Annotated in this window: 14 protein-coding genes and 1 pseudogene; 10 read left to right on the top strand and 5 right to left on the bottom strand. The window is 73.5% G+C overall.

The features are described from left to right. Positions 1-157: 157 nt before the first annotated feature. Together ACIPAE_RS21000 and ACIPAE_RS20995 are read left to right on the top strand one after the other, a co-directional pair. On the top strand, positions 158-2,188 hold the full coding sequence (locus ACIPAE_RS21000) for a 2-oxoacid:acceptor oxidoreductase subunit alpha (RefSeq protein WP_402447362.1): 2,031 nt from the start codon (positions 158-160) through the stop codon (positions 2,186-2,188). Positions 2,189-2,318: 130 nt separating this feature from the next. Next, positions 2,319-3,329, top strand: coding sequence for a 2-oxoacid:ferredoxin oxidoreductase subunit beta (locus ACIPAE_RS20995; RefSeq protein ID WP_329374031.1), 1,011 nt, complete (start codon positions 2,319-2,321; stop codon positions 3,327-3,329). 86 nt (positions 3,330-3,415) lie between these two features. Here the strand turns inward: ACIPAE_RS20995 and ACIPAE_RS20990 are convergent, their stop codons facing one another. Continuing rightward, the gene (locus ACIPAE_RS20990) at positions 3,416-3,778 is read right to left on the bottom strand and encodes a helix-turn-helix domain-containing protein (protein WP_329365925.1); all 363 of its coding nucleotides are present in this window, start codon (positions 3,776-3,778) and stop codon (positions 3,416-3,418) included. 107 nt (positions 3,779-3,885) lie between these two features. Here ACIPAE_RS20990 and ACIPAE_RS20985 point away from each other — a divergent pair, with 107 nt between their 5' ends. After that, on the top strand, positions 3,886-4,746 hold the full coding sequence (locus ACIPAE_RS20985) for an SDR family oxidoreductase (protein WP_366410132.1): 861 nt from the start codon (positions 3,886-3,888) through the stop codon (positions 4,744-4,746). Positions 4,747-4,867: 121 nt separating this feature from the next. Beyond that, a complete protein-coding gene (gene rarD / locus ACIPAE_RS20980) occupies positions 4,868-5,941 on the top strand; it encodes an EamA family transporter RarD (protein WP_402447077.1) in 1,074 nt (357 codons plus the stop codon). Here the strand turns inward: rarD and ACIPAE_RS20975 are convergent. From ACIPAE_RS20975 to ACIPAE_RS20960, 4 genes are all read right to left on the bottom strand, one after another. Beyond that, a complete protein-coding gene (locus ACIPAE_RS20975) occupies positions 5,931-6,935 on the bottom strand; it encodes an ABC transporter permease (RefSeq protein ID WP_402447074.1) in 1,005 nt (334 codons plus the stop codon). The two genes, rarD and ACIPAE_RS20975, sit on opposite strands and share 11 nt — an antisense overlap. Beyond that, positions 6,922-7,959 carry an ABC transporter ATP-binding protein gene (locus ACIPAE_RS20970; RefSeq protein WP_402447072.1) on the bottom strand — a complete coding sequence of 346 codons (1,038 nt, stop codon included), beginning with the start codon at positions 7,957-7,959 and terminating at the stop codon, positions 6,922-6,924. Before ACIPAE_RS20970 ends, ACIPAE_RS20975 begins: the two co-directional genes overlap by 14 nt. 52 nt (positions 7,960-8,011) lie before the next feature. Then, complete coding sequence (locus ACIPAE_RS20965; protein ID WP_402447071.1) at positions 8,012-9,292, bottom strand: outer membrane lipoprotein carrier protein LolA; 1,281 nt, start codon at positions 9,290-9,292, stop codon at positions 8,012-8,014. A gap of 332 nt (positions 9,293-9,624) precedes the next feature. Then, on the bottom strand, positions 9,625-10,644 hold the full coding sequence (locus ACIPAE_RS20960) for a polyprenyl synthetase family protein (protein WP_328467869.1): 1,020 nt from the start codon (positions 10,642-10,644) through the stop codon (positions 9,625-9,627). Between the two features lie 418 nt (positions 10,645-11,062). On the opposite strand from ACIPAE_RS20960, the gene egtA reads away from it, so the two are divergent. The 6 genes and pseudogenes from egtA to ACIPAE_RS20930 all read left to right on the top strand — a co-directional run bounded on the left by egtA (position 11,063) and on the right by ACIPAE_RS20930 (position 17,647). After that, positions 11,063-12,394, top strand: coding sequence for an ergothioneine biosynthesis glutamate--cysteine ligase EgtA (egtA, locus tag ACIPAE_RS20955; protein ID WP_402447068.1), 1,332 nt, complete (start codon positions 11,063-11,065; stop codon positions 12,392-12,394). 18 nt (positions 12,395-12,412) lie between these two features. Continuing rightward, positions 12,413-13,915, top strand: a complete 1,503-nt coding sequence (gene egtB / locus ACIPAE_RS20950) for an ergothioneine biosynthesis protein EgtB (protein WP_402447065.1) — start codon at positions 12,413-12,415, stop codon at positions 13,913-13,915. After that, positions 13,915-14,454, top strand: a pseudogene (locus ACIPAE_RS20945) (hypothetical protein); the annotation flags it as partial. The gene egtB and the pseudogene ACIPAE_RS20945, both read left to right, overlap by 1 nt. Before the next feature lie 375 nt (positions 14,455-14,829). Continuing rightward, the gene (gene egtD, locus ACIPAE_RS20940) at positions 14,830-15,816 is read left to right on the top strand and encodes an L-histidine N(alpha)-methyltransferase (protein ID WP_402447361.1); all 987 of its coding nucleotides are present in this window, start codon (positions 14,830-14,832) and stop codon (positions 15,814-15,816) included. A 127-nt stretch (positions 15,817-15,943) separates the two neighbouring features. Beyond that, on the top strand, positions 15,944-16,747 hold the full coding sequence (locus tag ACIPAE_RS20935) for an SAM-dependent methyltransferase (protein ID WP_402447062.1): 804 nt from the start codon (positions 15,944-15,946) through the stop codon (positions 16,745-16,747). A gap of 90 nt (positions 16,748-16,837) precedes the next feature. After that, a complete protein-coding gene (locus ACIPAE_RS20930; protein WP_366410125.1) occupies positions 16,838-17,647 on the top strand; it encodes a class I SAM-dependent methyltransferase in 810 nt (269 codons plus the stop codon). Position 17,648 lies beyond the last annotated feature (1 nt).

The following is a 17,648-nucleotide window of genomic DNA, read 5'->3' as shown; positions in this document are numbered from 1 at the left end:
GCGCGCACCACCGTGCGCCCGGCTGCCAGATGCCGGGACGTACCGGGAAGGCGACCCTTACCGACGTACGATGACCGGTGAGAGCCTGTCGGGTGCCACCCGGGCGGAGGCCACCGGACAGGCTCTGCGCCGTGCCGCCGCGAAGGAGGTCCGTTCAGTGACCAGCCAGGTCAGCAGCCCCATCAACGAGGAACACGAGGGCCCGGGTACCGCTCTCGGCTCCCCGGTCGGGAAAGCCGAAGCGCTCGGGAGCCTCAAGGAACTCGGGGAGCTCGGGGAGCTCGAAGAGCGCGGAGGGCTCGCGGAGCGCGGGGAACAGCGCACCTCCGACAAGGAGACCCGTCGGCTCGACCGGGTGATCATCCGGTTCGCCGGCGACTCCGGTGACGGGATGCAGCTCACCGGCGACCGCTTCACCTCCGAGACGGCGTCGTTCGGCAACGACCTGTCCACGCTGCCGAACTTCCCGGCCGAGATCCGGGCCCCCGCGGGCACGCTGCCGGGCGTCTCCTCGTTCCAGCTGCACTTCGCCGACCACGACATCCTCACCCCGGGTGACGCCCCCGACGTGCTGGTGGCGATGAACCCGGCCGCCCTGAAGGCGAACCTGGCCGACCTGCCGCGGGGCGCGGAGGTCATCGTCAACACCGACGAGTTCACCAAGCGCGCGATGGCGAAGGTCGGGTACGCCGCCAGCCCGCTGGAGGACGGCTCGCTGGCGGCGTACGCGGTGCACCCCGTGCCGCTGACCACGCTGACCCTGGAGGCGCTGAAGGACAGCGGCCTGGCCCGCAAGGACGCCGAGCGCGCGAAAAACATGTTCGCGCTGGGCCTGCTCTCCTGGATGTACCACCGCCCGACCGAGGGCACCGAGTCCTTCCTGCGCAAGAAGTTCGCGAAGAAGCCGGACATCGCCGAGGCGAACGTCACCGCCTTCCGCGCCGGCTGGAACTTCGGCGAGACCACCGAGGACTTCGCGGTCTCCTACGAGGTCGCGCCCGCCGCCAGCGCCTTCCCGGCCGGCACCTACCGCAACATCTCGGGGAACCTCGCGCTCGCCTACGGCCTGATCGCGTCGTCGAGCCGCAGCGGGCTGCCGCTGTTCCTCGGCTCCTACCCGATCACCCCGGCCTCGGACATCCTGCACGAGCTGAGCCGGCACAAGAACTTCGGCGTGCGGACCTTCCAGGCCGAGGACGAGATCGCGGCCATCGGCGCGGCGCTGGGCGCCGCGTTCGGCGGGTCGCTGGCGGTCACCACCACCTCCGGGCCCGGGGTGGCGCTGAAGTCCGAGACGATCGGCCTGGCGGTGTCGCTGGAGCTGCCGCTGCTGGTGGTGGACATCCAGCGCGGCGGGCCGTCCACCGGCCTGCCGACCAAGACCGAGCAGGCCGACCTGCTCCAGGCGATGTACGGGCGCAACGGCGAGGCGCCGGTGCCGATCGTGGCCCCGGCCACCGCCGCGGACTGCTTCACCGCCGCGCTGGAGGCCGCCCGGATCGCGATCACCTACCGCACCCCGGTGATGCTGCTCTCCGACGGCTACCTCGCCAACGGGTCGGAGCCGTGGCGCGTCCCCGACGTCGCCGAACTGCCGGACCTGCGGGTGGAGTTCGCGTCCGGCCCGAACCACACCGCGGCCGACGGCACGGAGAGCTTCTGGCCGTACCTGCGCGACCCCGAGACCCTGGCCCGGCCCTGGGCGGTGCCCGGCACCCCCGGCCTCGAACACCGCATCGGCGGCATCGAGAAGCAGGACGGCACCGGGAACATCTCGTACGACCCGGCCAACCACGACTTCATGGTCCGCACCCGGCAGGCGAAGATCGACGGCATCGCGGTGCCCGACCTGGAGGTGGACGACCCCGGCGGCGCGGCGCGGACCCTGGTGCTGGGCTGGGGCTCGACCTACGGGCCGATCACCGCCGCGGTCCGCCGTATCCGCCGGGAGGGCGGCCAGGTCGCGCAGGCCCACCTGCGCCACCTCAACCCGTTCCCGGCCAACCTCGGGGCGGTGCTGGCCCGGTACGACAAGGTGCTGGTGCCGGAGATGAACCTCGGCCAGCTCGCGCACCTGCTCCGGGCGAAGTACCTCGTGGACGCCCATTCCTACACCCAGGTGACCGGACTGCCGTTCAAGGCCGAGCAGTTGGCGCAGGCCATCGCGAAGGAGAACGCGGATGTCTGAGACTCCCGCCGCCACACGCGCCGGCGGTGCCGCCGGCGCCTCCGTACGTGCGTCCGCCGGCGCCGCTGTCGGGCCGCTCGCCGGCGCGACGGCGCTGTCGCTGGTGCCCAAGGCCGGCGGCCCGCAGACCATGAAGGACTTCAAGTCCGACCAGGAGGTGCGCTGGTGCCCCGGCTGCGGTGACTACGCCATCCTCGCCGCCGTCCAGTCCTTCATGCCGGAGCTGGGCCTGGCCCGCGAGAACGTCGTCTTCGTCTCCGGGATCGGCTGCTCCTCCCGCTTCCCGTACTACATGAACACCTACGGGATGCACTCCATCCACGGCCGCGCCCCGGCCATCGCCACCGGCCTGGCCGCCTCCCGGCGCGACCTGAGCGTGTGGGTGGTCACCGGCGACGGCGACGCGCTGTCCATCGGCGGCAACCACCTCATCCACGCGCTGCGCCGCAACGTGAACCTGAAGATCCTGCTCTTCAACAACCGGATCTACGGCCTCACCAAGGGCCAGTACTCCCCCACCTCCGAGGTCGGGAAGATCACCAAGTCCACGCCGATGGGCTCCCTCGACGCCCCGTTCAACCCGCTGTCGCTGGCGATCGGCGCCGAAGCCTCCTTCGTCGCCCGCACCATCGACTCCGACCGCAAGCACCTCCAGTCGGTGCTGCGCGCCGCCGCCGTCCACGAGGGCACCGCGCTCGTCGAGATCTACCAGAACTGCAACATCTTCAACGACGGCGCCTTCGACGTCCTCAAGGACAAGAGCACCGCGGAGAGCGCGCTGATCCGGCTGGAGCACGGCGCGCCCGTCCGCTTCGGCCCCGAGGGCTCGCGCGGCATCGTCCGCGACCCGCGCACCGGTGACCTCGGCATCGTGGACGTCACGGCCGAGAACGAGGCGGACGTCCTGGTCCACGACGCCCACTCCCCCTCGCCCACCAACGCCTTCGCCCTGTCCCGCCTCACCGACGGCACCGCCTTCGGCCCCGGCACCGCCACCCCGATCGGCGTCTTCCGCGACACCACCCGCGCCGTCTACGACACGGACATGGCGGAGCAGCTCGAAGCGGCCACCACCCGCCAGGGCCCCGGCGACCTCGCCGGCCTCCTCGCGGGCACCGACACCTGGACCGTCACCGACTAGCCCCCAGCACGCTGAACCCGCCCCGCACCCGCCCCGCCCCGCCGGCACCGCCCGGCACGGCGGGGCGGTCGCGTTCCGGCGCGGCGTCAGAGTGCCGCGTCGTAGGTCTGCTGGGCCGCGGTGACGGCGGTGACGTTCCGGGCGGTCCACTCGGCGAGGGCGCCGACCTTCTCGGCGACCTGGACCCCGAGCGTGGTGAGGTCGTAGTCGACGTGGGGCGGGATCACCGGGCGGGCCCGGCGGCGTATGAAACCGTCGCGCTCCAGGGTCCGCAGGGTCTGCGCCAGCATCTTCTCGCTCACCCCGCCGATCCGCCGGCGCAGCTCGCTGAAGCGCAGGGTCCCCGCGTCGGACAGCTGGACGAGAACGAGGACGCCCCAGGTGCTGGTGACGTGTTCGAGGACGGCCCGCTCGGGACAGCCGGCCCTGGCCGCTTCACTTACCTTCATGTAGGTACCGTACGCCAAGGTAGGTACTTTCCCAGAGTTAGTGTTCGCGTTACGGTGGCGGGGAAGCCGGAGAGATCCGCATATCACCGCAGAACGGGAGCAACAGCATGAGCATCGTCGTCACCGGGGCCAGCGGGCAGTTGGGCCGGCTCGTCATCGAGGACCTGCTGGAGCGCGGAGTGGGGGCGGGGGACGTCGCCGCGGTCGTACGGGACCGGGGCAAGGCGGCCGACCTGGCCGCGAAGGGCGTGCAGGTGCGGGTCGCGGACTACGACGAGCCGGCGACGCTGAAGGAGGCGTTCAAGGCGGGCGACCGGGTGCTGTTCGTGTCGGGCAGCGAGGTCGGCCGGCGGCTGCCGCAGCACACCGCCGTGGTGGACGCCGCACGCGAGGCGGGGGTCGGCCTGCTGGCGTACACGGGCATCCTGGGCGGACCGGCGGCGGACTTCGCGCTCGCCGAGGAGCACAAGCTGACCGAGCAGCTGATCCTCGACTCGGGGCTGCCGCACACCTTCCTGCGCAACGGCTGGTACACCGAGGTCTACACGCAGAACCTCGGCACGGTGCTGGAGCACGGCGCCGTGGTCGCCAGCGCGGGCGAGGGCCGGGTGGCCTCGGCGGCGCGGGCGGACTACGCGGCCGCGGCGGCCGTGGTCCTCACCGGCGAGGGCCACGAGAACAAGGTGTACGAGCTGAGCGGCGACACCGCGTGGAGCTTCGCGGAGTACGCGGCGGCGGTCTCGGCGGCGACCGGCCGGGAGATCGCCTACCAGAACGTCTCGTCCGAGCAGTATCTGGACGTGCTGGTCGGCGCGGGCCTGCCGGCGTCGTTCGCCGAGGTGCTGGTCGACGTCGACCGGGCGATCGGGCGCGGCCTGCTCGCCGGCACCAGCGGCGAGCTGTCCCGGCTGATCGGCCGCCCGACCACGCCGATGCCGCAGTCGGTGGCCGCCGCGCTCAAGGGCTGACCCTCGCCCCTCGCTGTGCGGCGCTCGGCCTGTCATGACCACAGTTCGATATGGCCATGACAGGCCGAGCCGCCGCCCGCTAACGTCGGCAGTGCCGTGCGGCGTCGGGAGGGGCGGGCGAATGGGCGAGCAGCGGGTGGGACTGGGCTACGGCTTCGCGGCGTACGGGCTGTGGGGCCTCTTCCCGCTGTACTGGCCGCTGCTGGAGCCGGCCGGGGCCCTGGAGATCCTGGCGCACCGGATGGTGTGGTCGCTCGGGGTGGCCACCGTCATCCTGCTGGCGCTGCGCCGCTGGGCGTGGATCGCCGAACTGGTCCGGCAGCCGCGGCGGATGGCGCTGATCGCCTCGGCGGCGACCGCGGTCACGGTGAACTGGGGCGTGTACATCTGGGCGGTGAACGCCGGCCATGTGGTCGAGGCGGCGCTCGGCTACTTCATCAACCCGCTGGTCACCATCGCGCTCGGCGTGCTGGTGCTGCACGAGCGGCTGCGGCCGGTGCAGTGGGCGGCCGTCGGCATCGGCTGCCTGTCGGTGGTCGTGCTGGCCGTCGGCTACGGGCGGCTGCCGTGGATCGCGCTCACCCTGGCCTTCTCCTTCGGCGGCTACGGGCTGATCAAGAAGAAGGTGGCGATGGGCGGGCTGGAGTCGCTCGCCGCCGAGGCCGGCGTCCAGTTCCTGCCGGCGCTCGCCTACCTGATGGTGCTGGGCGCCCAGGGGCACTCGACCTTCACCCACCACGGTCCGGGACACGCCGCGCTGCTCGCCGCCTGCGGGCTGGTCACCGCGATACCGCTGATCTTCTTCGGCATGGCCGCGACCCGGCTGCCGCTCTCCACGATCGGCCTGATGCAGTACCTCACCCCCGTCTCCCAGTTCCTGATCGGGGTGCTGTACTTCCACGAGACGATGCCGCCGGACCGGTGGGCCGGGTTCTTCCTGGTCTGGGCCGCGCTGGCGGTGCTCACCTGGGACGCCCTGCGCACCGCCCGCCGGGGCCGGCTCGCGCTCGCCGGCGCGGCGGCCGGACCCACGGACGGACCCGCGGCCGGACCCGCGGCCGAGCCCACGGACGGACCCGCGGAGGGACCCGCGGAGGGACCCGCGGGGGGACCCGCAGAGGGACCCGCGGACGGGAACGAGAGCGCGAGCGGTCCCGCGAACCCGACGACGACCGCCGGCCCGGCTACGCGGTGACGTCCCGCGAGGTGAAGCGCGCCCACGCGGCCGACCCGAACACGGCCACGTACAGGGCCTGGAGGCCGAGGTTCTTCCCGATCGCGTCCCACGGCACGGGGTCGCGCAGCACGTCGGCGAAGCTCAGCCAGTAGTGCGGGAAGAGGTACGGCTGGACCGCGTGCAGCTGGGGGATCGTGTCCACGATCTGCACGGTGATCAGCAGCCCGACGGTGGCCGCCATGGCGCCGATCCCGCTGTCGGTGAGGGTGGAGACGAACAGCCCGAGCGCGGCGATGCCCACCAGGGACCCGGCCACCAGGACCGCGATCAGCAGGGCCCGCAGCATGCCCTGGGAGAGCGGGAGGGTGGTGCCGGACAGCGTGGTCACGTCGCCGACCGGGAAGAGCACGAAACCGACGACCAGGCCCGACACGGCGACGACCAGCGTGGCCACCAGGCAGAAGGCCAGCACCGAGGCGTACTTGGCCAGCAGCAGCCGGGACCGCCCGGCGGGCGCGACCAGCAGGTAGCGCAGGGTGCCGCCGCTCGCCTCGCCCGCGATCGCGTCGCCCGCGACCACGCCGATCGCCATCGGCAGGAAGAACGGCAGGGTGGCGGCGAGCGCGGTGAACGCGAGGAACAGGCCGTTGTTGCTGACCTGCTGGATGAACGCGGGGCCGCCGTCGCCGTTGGAACCGCCGCTGATCGTGCTGCCGTGGCGGGTCTCGATCCGGACCGCGATGCCCACCAGCACCGGCACGCCCGCCAGCACCGCGAAGAGCGCGAGGGTGCGCCAGCGCCGGAACACGGTGACCAGTTCGGAGCGGAACAGCCCGAGGGACCACAGCAGCCGCGGCGCCCGGGGGGAGCCGCGGTCCGGCTCCGGCGCGGTGGGGTTCCGAGCGGTACGGTCCCGCGCGGCACCGTCACCCGTATCCGTATCCGTATCCGTACCCGCGCCCGTAGCCGTGTCCGTGCCGGCGCCTTCCGGTGCCGTCTCAGCCCGCGACATCGAAACCCTCCCCGGTCAGCGCCACGAACGCGTCCTCCAGCGAGCCGCGTTCGAGGCCGAAGCCGCGCACCCGGACGCCTGCCGCGACCAGGGCGGCGTTCAGCTCCGCGAGGTCGGGCGGGTCGGCGGGCAGTTCGCCGGTGACGCGCTGCCCGTCGGTGGCCAGGGCGATCACGCCGTGCTCGGCCAGTACCCGGGTCGCGTCGGCCGGGTCCGGCGTGGTGACGGCGAGCCGCCCGCGGCTGCCGGCCGACAGTTCGGTGACCGGTCCCTGCGTGATCAGCCGGCCGCGGGCCATCACGGCGACATGCGTGCAGACCTGCTCGATCTCGTCCAGCAGGTGCGAGGAGAGGAAGACGGTCGTGCCGTCGGCGGCCAACTCCCTGACCAGGGCGCGGATCTCCCGCATGCCCTGCGGGTCGAGGCCGTTCGTCGGCTCGTCCAGCACCAGCAGGTCGCGCGGCTGGAGCAGGGCCGCGGCCAGGCCGAGGCGCTGCTTCATGCCGAGCGAGTACTGCTTGGCCTTCTTCCCCGCGGCCGCGGCCAGCCCCACCCGGTCCAGGGCGGCGCCGACCCGGGCCCGGCGGGTGCGGGGGTCGGCGGTCGGGTCGGCCGCGTCGTACCGCAGCAGGTTGTCGCGGCCGGACAGGAAGCCGTACAGCGCCGGGCCCTCGATGAGCGCGCCGACCCGGGGCAGCACCGAGCGGGCGGCGCGCGGCATCGGGCGGCCCAGTACCCGGGCGGTGCCCGCGGTCGGCTCGATCAGGCCCATCAGCATCCGGATGGTGGTGGTCTTGCCCGAGCCGTTCGGCCCGAGGAAGCCGAAGACGCTGCCGCGCGGCACCCGCAGGTCCAGGCCGTCGACGGCGAGGGTGCCGTGGTAGCGCTTGGCGAGGCCGCGGGTCTCGATGACGACCTCGCCCGGGGCCTCCGCCTCAGCCCGCGGCCCCGTCTCAACCCGCGCCGCCGACTCGTCCCGCGCCGCTGCCTCGTCCCGCGCCGCCGCCTGGGCCGGCTTCGCCATCACGCTCCCTCGCTCCCCCGGTCCGCTGCCCGCCCGGGTCCGGCCGCCCGCGTCACTTCGCGGCGTCGGCCGCCGCGGTCAGCGCGGACTGGGTGACCGCGCCGACGTAGAGCTTGCCCTTGTCGGTGAGGAGCACGTTGACCAGGCGGGTGTGGAAGACCGTGCCGCTGCCGAAGGAGCCGGTGACCTTGGTGCCGTAGCTGTTGAGCAGGGACTGCGGGTCGCCGCCGCCGGGGCCGGAACCGGCCTTGCCCTTGCCGTCCGAGCCGAAGCCCGCGCCGCTGTCCGCCGCCTTGCCCGCGGAGGCCAGGGCGCCGGTGTCGATCACCGCGACGGAGTCCCAGCCGGTGCCGAGCACGGTCGGCTCGGCGGCGCCGGGCACGGAGTTCTGCGAACCGTTGCCGACGTCGCCGGGGCGCGCGCCGGACGTCTTGCCCTCGGTCACCTTCACGCCCTTGGGCGGGCTGAACGAGAAGGTGCTCGCGGCCGGCGCGCCGAAACCGACCTTGGTGAAGCCGATGTCGAAGACCGCCTTGCCGCCGCCCTTCGGGACGAGGGTGAACTTCAGCGGCACCCCGGTGGAGGAGTCCACCGCGATCCGGATGCTCCCGACCGTGGTGGTGTCGGCGTGCTCGGGCGTGACCACCAGTTCGTACGCGCTGCGGCCGGCCACCCGTGCGGTGCCGTCGACGGTGATCGAGGCGATGCCCCGCGCCGCCTTCAGCACCTGCTCGGCGGCGGCCTGCGGGGTGGTCGGCACGCCCTCGGGCAGCTGCGACGGCTGCTGGTCCGGCGCGGCCGCGGGCAGGGCCGAGTGGTACGCCTGGTCGGACGCGCTGTCGTACGCCCACAGTTGGGTGCCGTTGTGGATGACGCTGTACTCGGCGGTGGGCTCGATGATCGAGACCTTCTGCCGGTCCGGGCCGTCGACCGAGACGTGCAGCTGGTGGGTGCCGACGAGCAGTTGGGCGAGCCGGCTCTGCGGCGCCGCCGAGGACGAACCGCTCTTGCCGGCGCCGCCCGCGCCCGACAGCAGGCTCCCCGCCGCGCCCCCCGAGAGCGCGTCGGGCAGGCCGAGGTCGGTGCTCACCTTCACGGTGCCGTCGACGGTCCGGGTGTTCGAGGCCGCGATCTTCGTCAGCAGTTGCTGGGTGGTGATCTTCGGCAGCGAGGGGTCGCCCGCGTCCGCCAGCGCCGGGACCAGGGTGATGGTCGCCACCGCCACGCCCGCCACGGCGACCGGCACGGTGTAGCGCGCGATCTTCCGGCCGCGGCCGCGCGGTTCGTCGGGCTCGTCCGGTTCGGGTCGCCCGATCGGTTGGATCAGTGCCATTGCGTCCTACCTCCGTCGTGAGCGGCGGCCTACTCGCACGTGTCCCACTACCCGGGCCATTGTCGCCCAGTCCGCCGTGAAATGGGGCACCCCCATACGACCAAACCCCCGCCCCCCGCGCATCCCTCCGGGGTCGCGCCCCTCCCTACGCCCCCGGTATGACACTCCCTCCGTGGATGCCCCTCTTCACGGAGGGAACCGCACCACCCAGGGGCGCGTGGGGACACCACCCAGGCGAAGCCCCGGGGGAGAACTACGCGCGCAACCACCCACCACCGAGAGGTGGTCCCCCAACCGACGGAACCACCCGCCCTGGAGAGCCATGGGCCCCCTCAACCGGCGCGGTGGACCACCGCATCGCACAGCGCCGCCAAAGACGCCTTCGCGGGAAGATCCGGAAGAGGCGCCAGCGCCGCCCGCGCCTCATCCGCGTACCGCACCGTGTCCCGTCGAGCCTGCTCCAACGCCGGATGCGCCCGAAGCAGGCGCAGCGCCTCCGCGTGCAGCACATCATCCGTGAGGTCACCGTCGAGGAGTTCGTTCAGCCGCCGGTCCTCCGGCGTCGCCGACCCCTTCCCCTGCGCGTGCCACCTGCGCACGTGCAGGACCGGCAGCGTCGGAATCCCCTCGCGCAGGTCCGTCCCGGGCGTCTTGCCCGACTCGTGGCTGTCGCTGGCGATGTCCAGCACGTCGTCCGCGAGTTGGAACGCCGCGCCGATCCGCTCGCCGTACTGCGTGAGGACGTGCACGACCGACTCGTCGGCGCCCGACATCATCGCCCCGAACCGCCCGGAGACCGCCATCAGCGAGCTGGTCTTGCCCGCGATGACCTCCAGGTAGTGGTCGAGCGGGTCGCGGCCGTCGCGCGGGCCGACGGTCTCCATGATCTGCCCGGTGACCAACCGTTCGAACGCCTCGGCCTGCACCCGCACCGCCTCCGGTCCGAGGTCGGCGAGGATGTGGGAGGCGCGGGCGAAGAGGAAGTCGCCGGTGAGCACGGCAACGGAGTTGCCCCAGCGGGAGTTGGCGCTGGGCACCCCGCGCCGTACGTCCGCCTCGTCCATGACGTCGTCGTGGTAGAGGGTGGCGAGGTGGGTCAACTCCACGACGACGGCGGCCGGCACCACGCCGGGCGCGTGCGGGTCGCCGAACTGGGCCCCGAGCATCACCAGGAGTGGCCGGAAGCGCTTGCCGCCGGCCTGCAGAAGGTGTCTGGCCGTGTCGGTGATGAAGGGGACGTCGCTCTTGGTCGCCTCCAGCAGCCCTTCCTCCACGGCTGCGAGACCAGCCTGGACGTCGGCATCGAGGTTCTCGTCCCACACGCTCAGCCCGAAGGGCCCGACGACGGTCACGAGGGGTACTCCTGTCGCTGGTCTGGCATCTGGCGGGGTCTGGGCTTGGGCGGCTACGCGGCTACGACGACCGGGGCACTTCCGCGGGTTCCATCCGGGGACGGGGACCTGCGACTGCTCCTACCGGCAGGGTAGCCGGTCAGGTGTTGATCACCGCCGGGGCATCGCCCTGCGACGAGCTACGGACGATCACCGCCCGTATAATCCCGATCACCTGGTTTATTCATATATGACCCACACGAAAGAGTGAAGCGCGCGGACAGGGGAATACTCGGCCGATATCGAATGCTTGACCGCATGCCCGTTCATCATTACGTAAGACCGCCACGCACCATGGCGAACTACACTCTCGACAGCAACATGTGACATGTCCTCGCTTCGGATGAACACCCGACAGAAGAACTGAGGAGGTGGACCGATGGCTACCAAGCGTGCCGACCGTAGTGAAGACCTCACCGAGGACGGGGCGGAAGCCCACGTACGCGGGGTGTGCTTCAAGACGGGCCCGCCCGAGCGGACCGGCGTGGAGCTGGAGTGGCTCGTCCAGGACCGCTCCGATCCACGCGAACTGATACCCGTCGAACGACTGGACGCGGCGCTCGCGCCGGTCGAGGCCCCAGGGGCACTGCCCCGGGGCAGCAGGCTCACCCGTGAACCGGGTGGCCAGGTGGAGCTGAGTTCTCCACCCGCACCCACCCTCGCGGGGTGCGTGAAGGCGATGGCAGAAGACCTCGCCACCCTCAGGGAAGCCGTCGAACGAGCCGGACTGGTGCTCGTCGGACACGGCATGGACCCCCACCGCGAACCGCCCCGGGTCCTCGACCATCCCCGCTACCGGGCGATGGAACGCTTCTTCGACCGCGAGGGCCCCTGGGGTCGTACGATGATGCGCCGCACGGCGTCGTTGCAGGTCAACCTGGACAGCGGCGACGACAGCGAGGGCGTGGCCGGCTATCGCAGGCGTTGGGCGCTCGCCCACCGGATCGGCCCGGTGATGGTCGCGGCGTTCGCGAACTCGCCCTTCCGGGACGGCCGCCCGACCGGCTGGGTGTCCACCCGGCAGGCCAACTGGGCCCTGATGGACCCCGGCAGGACCCGGCAGCCGCACCACGACGGGCTGGACGAGGACCCGCGGGCCGCCTGGGCGCGGTACGCCCTGGACGCCAGGGTGCTGTGCATCCGCCAGGAGTGCGAAGACTCGGAATCCGGCTCTGACCTCGGCTCGAACGTCGGCACGGTGAGAGCTTCTTTTGAGGACTGGTCCGCGCCTCCTGGGCTCACTTTCCGCCAGTGGGTGCGCGGTGCCCCGGGGGTCCGGCGGCCCACCGTCGCCGATCTGGACTACCACCTCAGCACTCTCTTCCCGCCGGTCCGCCCGCGCGGCTGGCTGGAGCTGCGGATGACCGACGCGCAGGACGGCGAGCAGTGGATCGTGCCGACCGTGCTCGCGGCAACCCTGTTGGACGATCCGGTCGCCGCCGAGACCGCGTACGCGGCCACCGAACCGCTCAGCACGGATGGTGACCCTCTCCCCTCCGATCTCGTCTGGCGTCGCGCCGCCCGGGTCGGCCTGGCCGACCCCGAACTGGCCAAGGCGGCCCGCGCCTGCTTCGCCGCCGCCGAGAGCGCCCTCGCGCGCCCCGGCGCTTCCCCGGCCCTGCGGCGGGCCGTCTCCGACTTCGCCGAGCGCTATCCAGAACGCGGCCGATGTCCGGCCCACGACCAGTTGGACGCGTTGAGCCGCGCCTGACCCTCCGGAAGGCTAGTCGTGACAGACCCTCGCACTCCGCACCGCAACACTGCCGAAAACCGGACCACTTCAGCCGCATCCGACTCATCAGACCCTTCCGCCACTCCAGCCCCGGAGAACCCGGCGGGTCCGAGCGGCGGGCCGGTCGCGGCGCCCGCCGACCCGGCCACCCGCGCGCTCGCCGCGCTCCAGGCCGCGCGGCACCGTACCGGCCTGCTCACCGACTCCGTCACCGACGACGACCTCGTCGCCCAGCACTCCCGCCTGATGTCGCCGCTGGTGTGGGACCTGGCGCACATCGGCAACCAGGAGGAGCTGTGGCTGATCCGCGAGGCGGGTCGGCGCACCGGGGTGCGGCCCGACCTGGACCACCTCTACGACGCGTTCCGGCACCCCCGCGCCGACCGCCCCGCGCTGCCGCTGCTCGGCCCGGCGGAAGCCCGCGGCTACGTCGCCGAGGTACGCGACGAGACCCTCGACGTGCTGGCCGGCATCGACACCGACCCGGCGCACCCCGAGCGGCTGCTGGCGGGCGGCTTCGTCTTCGGGATGCTCGCCCAGCACGAGGCGCAGCACGGCGAGACGATGCTCGCCACCCACCAGCTGAGGTCGGGGCCGGCCGTGCTGGACGCGCCCGCGCCGCCGCCCGCACCCGCCGACGCGGCCGCGCTGCCGCGTGAAGTCCTCGTCCCCGGCGGCCCGTTCACGATGGGCACCAGCACCGAGCCGTGGGCGCTGGACAACGAACTGCCCGCGCACGAGGTGCCGGTGGCGCCGTTCTGGCTGGACACCGTGCCGGTCAGCAACGCGCGGTACGCCGACTTCATCGCGGCCGGCGGCTACCGCGACCCGCAGTGGTGGACGCCCGAGGGCTGGCGGCACGTCCAGGACGCGGGGCTCACCGCGCCGCTGTTCTGGTCCCGCGACGGCGACCGCTGGATACGCCGCAGGTTCGGCCACGTGGAGGCGGTGCCCGCCGACGAGCCGGTGCTGCACGTGTGCTGGTACGAGGCCGACGCCTACGCGCGGTGGGCCGGCCGGCGGCTGCCGACCGAGGCGGAGTGGGAGAAGGCGGCGCGGCACGACCCGCTCTCCGGCCGCTCGCGCCGCTACCCGTGGGGCGACGCCGACCCCGGCCCCGAACACGCCAACCTCGGCCAGCGCCATCTGCGGCCCGCCCCCGTGGGCAGCTACCCCGAGGGCGCGGCGCCCAGCGGCGCCCGGCAGCTCGTGGGCGACGTGTGGGAGTGGACGTCCTCGGACTTCACGCCCTACCCGGGCTTCGCCGCGTTCCCCTACAAGGAGTACTCCGAGGTCTTCTTCGGCCCGGAGTACAAGGTGCTGCGCGGGGGCGCCTTCGGGGTGGACCCGGTGGCCTGCCGCGGCACCTTCCGGAACTGGGACTACCCGATCCGGCGGCAGATCTTCGCCGGGTTCCGCACGGCGAGGGACGTCACGGACCCGGCGGACGCGGCCGCGGATCACGGCGATTCGGGTCCGGCGGGCGGAGGGGCCGCCTGATGTGCCGCCATCTCGCGTACGTGGGGCCGCCGTTGACGCTGGCGCGGCTGCTCGTCGAGCCGCCTCGGGGGCTGTACGAGCAGTCCTGGCAGCCGCGCCGGCAGCGGCACGGCACGGTGAACGCCGACGGGTTCGGGGTCGGCTGGTACCCGCCGGAGCCCGCACCCGGCGTGCTCGGTGGGCCCGGTGTGCCCGGTCAGCCCGACGGACCCGCTGAGCCCGGCGGACCCGCTGAGCCCGGGGCGCCCGTGCCGTACGGGCCGCCGCCGGCGGACAGCTCGCCCGGTCCCGAGCGGCCCGGCGACGAGGGGCCGGCCGTGCCCGCGCGCTACCGGCGGGCGCTTCCGGTCTGGGCCGACCCGAACTTCGCCGAGCTGGCCCGGGTGATCCGCAGCGGTGCCGTCCTGGCCGCGGTCCGGTCGGCCACCGAGGGCACCACGCCCGACGAGTCGGCGGCCGCGCCCTTCCGGGACGGGCGCTGGCTCTTCAGCCACAACGGCGCCGTGCCGGACTGGACCCGGCTGCCGACCGGGCTGGACCCGGCCGAACTGCTCGCCCTGGAAGCGCGTTCCGACTCCGCGCTGCTGTGGGCGATGCTCGCGGGCCGGCTGCGCCGGGGCGAGCCGCCGGGCGGCGCGCTGGCCGCGGTGGTCCGCGAGGTCGCCGCCGCCCGGCCCACCGCACGGCTCAACTTCCTGCTCACCGACGGCCGTACCATCGCCGCCAGCGCGTGGGGCGACACGCTCTGGTACCGGCTCGGTCCGGGCGCGGTGGTCGTCGCGTCCGAACCCGACGACGCGGCCGGGGACTTGCTCGGCGAATGGCGTGAAGTCCCCGACCGCTCCCTGCTCCTGGCCACCCCGGAAGGCGTCCGCGTCATCGCGCTGCGCCCCGAACGCAAGGACACCACCCTCATGAGCGCCGAGAACCAGAGCCGCTTCACCCTCGACGACCGGCTTCCGGCCGGCTACTTCACCGACACGCTGCACGCCGACGTGACCGGCGGCCTCACCGCCGCCCCGCGCACCCTGCCGCCGAAGTGGTTCTACGACAAGCGCGGCAGCGACCTGTTCGAGCAGATCACCCGGCTGCCCGAGTACTACCCGACCCGGGCCGAGCAGGAGATCCTGGTCCGCCGGGCGCCCGAGATCGCCGCGGCCACCGGCGCGGCCACCCTGATCGAGCTGGGCTCCGGCTCCTCCCGCAAGACCCGGCTGCTGCTCGACGCCCTCACCGCCGCCGGCACCCTGCGCCGCTACGCGCCCCTGGACGTCAGCGCCTCCGCCCTCGAAGAGGCCGGGCGCGCGATCTGCGCCGACTACCCGGGGCTGACCGTCTCCGCCACCGTCGCCGACTTCGAGGGCGGCATCCCGCTCTCCGACGAACCCGGCCCGCGCCTGCTCGCCTTCCTCGGCAGCACCATCGGCAACTTCGACGGCCCGCAGCGCGCCGCCTTCTACCGCACCCTCGCCCGCTCGCTCAGCAGCGACGACGTGCTCCTGCTCGGCGCCGACCTGGTCAAGGACCCGGCGGTGCTGGTCCGCGCCTACGACGACGCGGCAGGCGTCACCGCGGAGTTCGACAAGAACGTGCTGCACGTCCTCAACCGCGAGCTCGGTGCCGACTTCGACCCGGACGCGTTCGAGCACGTCGCCGTCTGGAACGCCGAGGACGAGCGGATCGAGATGCACCTGCGGTCGCGGGTCGCGCAGACCGTCAAGATCCCCGACCTCGACCTCTCCTTCGACCTCGCGGCCGGTGAGGACGTGCGCACCGAACTGTCCTGCAAGTTCCGCCGCGAGTCCCTCACCGCCGAACTCCACGAAGGCGGCTTCACCGTCCGCCACTGGTGGACCGACCCCGCCGCCCGCTTCGCCCTCCTCCTCGCCGTCCCCAACTGACCTGCCCGGCCGGGCCGTTCGGCCCGCCCGCCGCTGCCCCGCCCCGGTGTTCCGGTCCTCCGACGGGAACACCGGGGCGGGGTGCGTGAGTTGGCCGGGCATGGAGCGGACGGGAGTACCGGCGGGTGTGGGGCGGACCGCGATCGGGACCGCGCGGGTGCGGGCGGCGGAGAGCCGGCGGGCGGACCGGCTGTTCGACGACCCGCTGGCCGCGGCGTTCGTGCGGGCGGCGGACGCGGCGGGCCGGCCGCCGGACGGGCCCGGCGGGGAGTCGCCGACCGGGCGGGTGATGGCCGAACAGGTGGTGCTGCGCACGCGGTTCTTCGACGACTACCTGCGCGCAGCGGTCGCGGACGGCCGCCGGGCGCAGGTGGTGCTGGTGGCGGCGGGGCTGGACACGCGGGCCTTCCGGCTGCAATGGCCGGACGGGCTGCGGGTGTTCGAGCTGGACCTGCCCGACATGGTGGGCTTCAAGGAGGAGGTGCTGGCCGGGGCGGGCGCGGTGCCGCGCTGCCGGCGGGCCGTGGTCGGGGTGGATCTGCGCGGGGAGTGGGCGGTGCCGCTGCGGACCGCCGGGTTCGACCCGGCGGCGCCCACGGCGTGGCTGGTGGAGGGGCCGCTGATCTATCTGACGGCCGACGAGGCGGCGGCCGTGCTGGGTACGGTCGGCGACCTGTCCGCGCCCGGCAGCGTGCTGTCGTTCACGCACGGCGGCGGGCTGGCGCGGATGGTCCGGCAGACCCGCACCGGGGACGAGTTCCGGCCGATCAGCGACCTGTGGCGGGGCGGCCTCGCCGAACCGCCGGACGCGTGGCTGACCCGGCACGGCTGGACGGTCACCGCGCACGGGAAGGCGGCGCTGGCGGCCGCGTACGGGCGGGGGTCCGAACGTCCGGCCGAGGGCGCGTTCCTGGTGGCCGAGCGGGGTTGAACGCGAGTGGCGTGGAGTGTCGTATCCCTCCTCTAAAGTGATCAACCACAGGCGTTCGGGGACCAGTTCGGTACGGCACGGAGGTGTGCGGTGGGCGACTTCGACGCGTTCGAGCGGGAGGCATGGGCCGGCCGGGCGGAGGCGTACGCGCGGAGCTTCGGCATGCTGTGCGCGCACGCCGTGCCCAAGCTGCTGGACGCGGCCGGGGTGGGCGCGGGCGTGCGGGTGCTGGACGTCGGCACCGGGCCCGGCACCGCGGCAGCGCTGGCGGTGCGCCGCGGCGCGGAGGTGTGCGCGGTGGACGCGGAGCCGAGCATGGTCGAGCGGGCGACGCGAGCGGTGCCGGAAGCGGATGTGCGGCACGGGCTGCTGCCCGGACTGCCTTTCGCGGACGGCGAGTTCGACGCGGTGGTGGCGAACTTCGTGCTCAACCACGTGGGGCACCCGGCCGCGGCGCTCGCCGACCTGCGGCGGGTGGCCGGCCCCGGCGGCCGGGTCGCGGTCACGATCTGGGCCGCGCCGCCCGCCCCCGGGCAGGCGCTGCTGGGCCGCGCCCTGGAAGCGGCGGGCGCCGCCCGGCCGTCCTCCGTACCCGCGCTCGCCGCAGAGGACGACTTCCCCCGCACCGAGGAGGGCCTGGCCGGACTGCTGACGGCGGCCGGGCTGACCGGGGCCCGCTGTACGACGCTGCGCTGGGACCACGTGGTCGACCCCGACGTCTGGTGGTCGGGTCCGGCCGCCGGGATCGCCACCATCGGCCAGATCCTGCACGCCCTTCCCCCGGGCACCGTCGCGGAAGTACGCCGCCACTACGACGAGTTGTCGGCGCAGTTCCGCACCCGGGACGGCGCGCTGTCCCTGCCGCACGCCGCGCTGCTGGCCTGGGCGACCACGTCCTGAC

The sequence above is a fragment of the Streptomyces sp. NPDC087270 genome (genome assembly GCF_044744625.1).
Taxonomy (GTDB): Bacteria; Actinomycetota; Actinomycetes; order Streptomycetales; family Streptomycetaceae; genus Actinacidiphila.
This window is presented reverse-complemented; position numbering and strand designations above follow the sequence as displayed.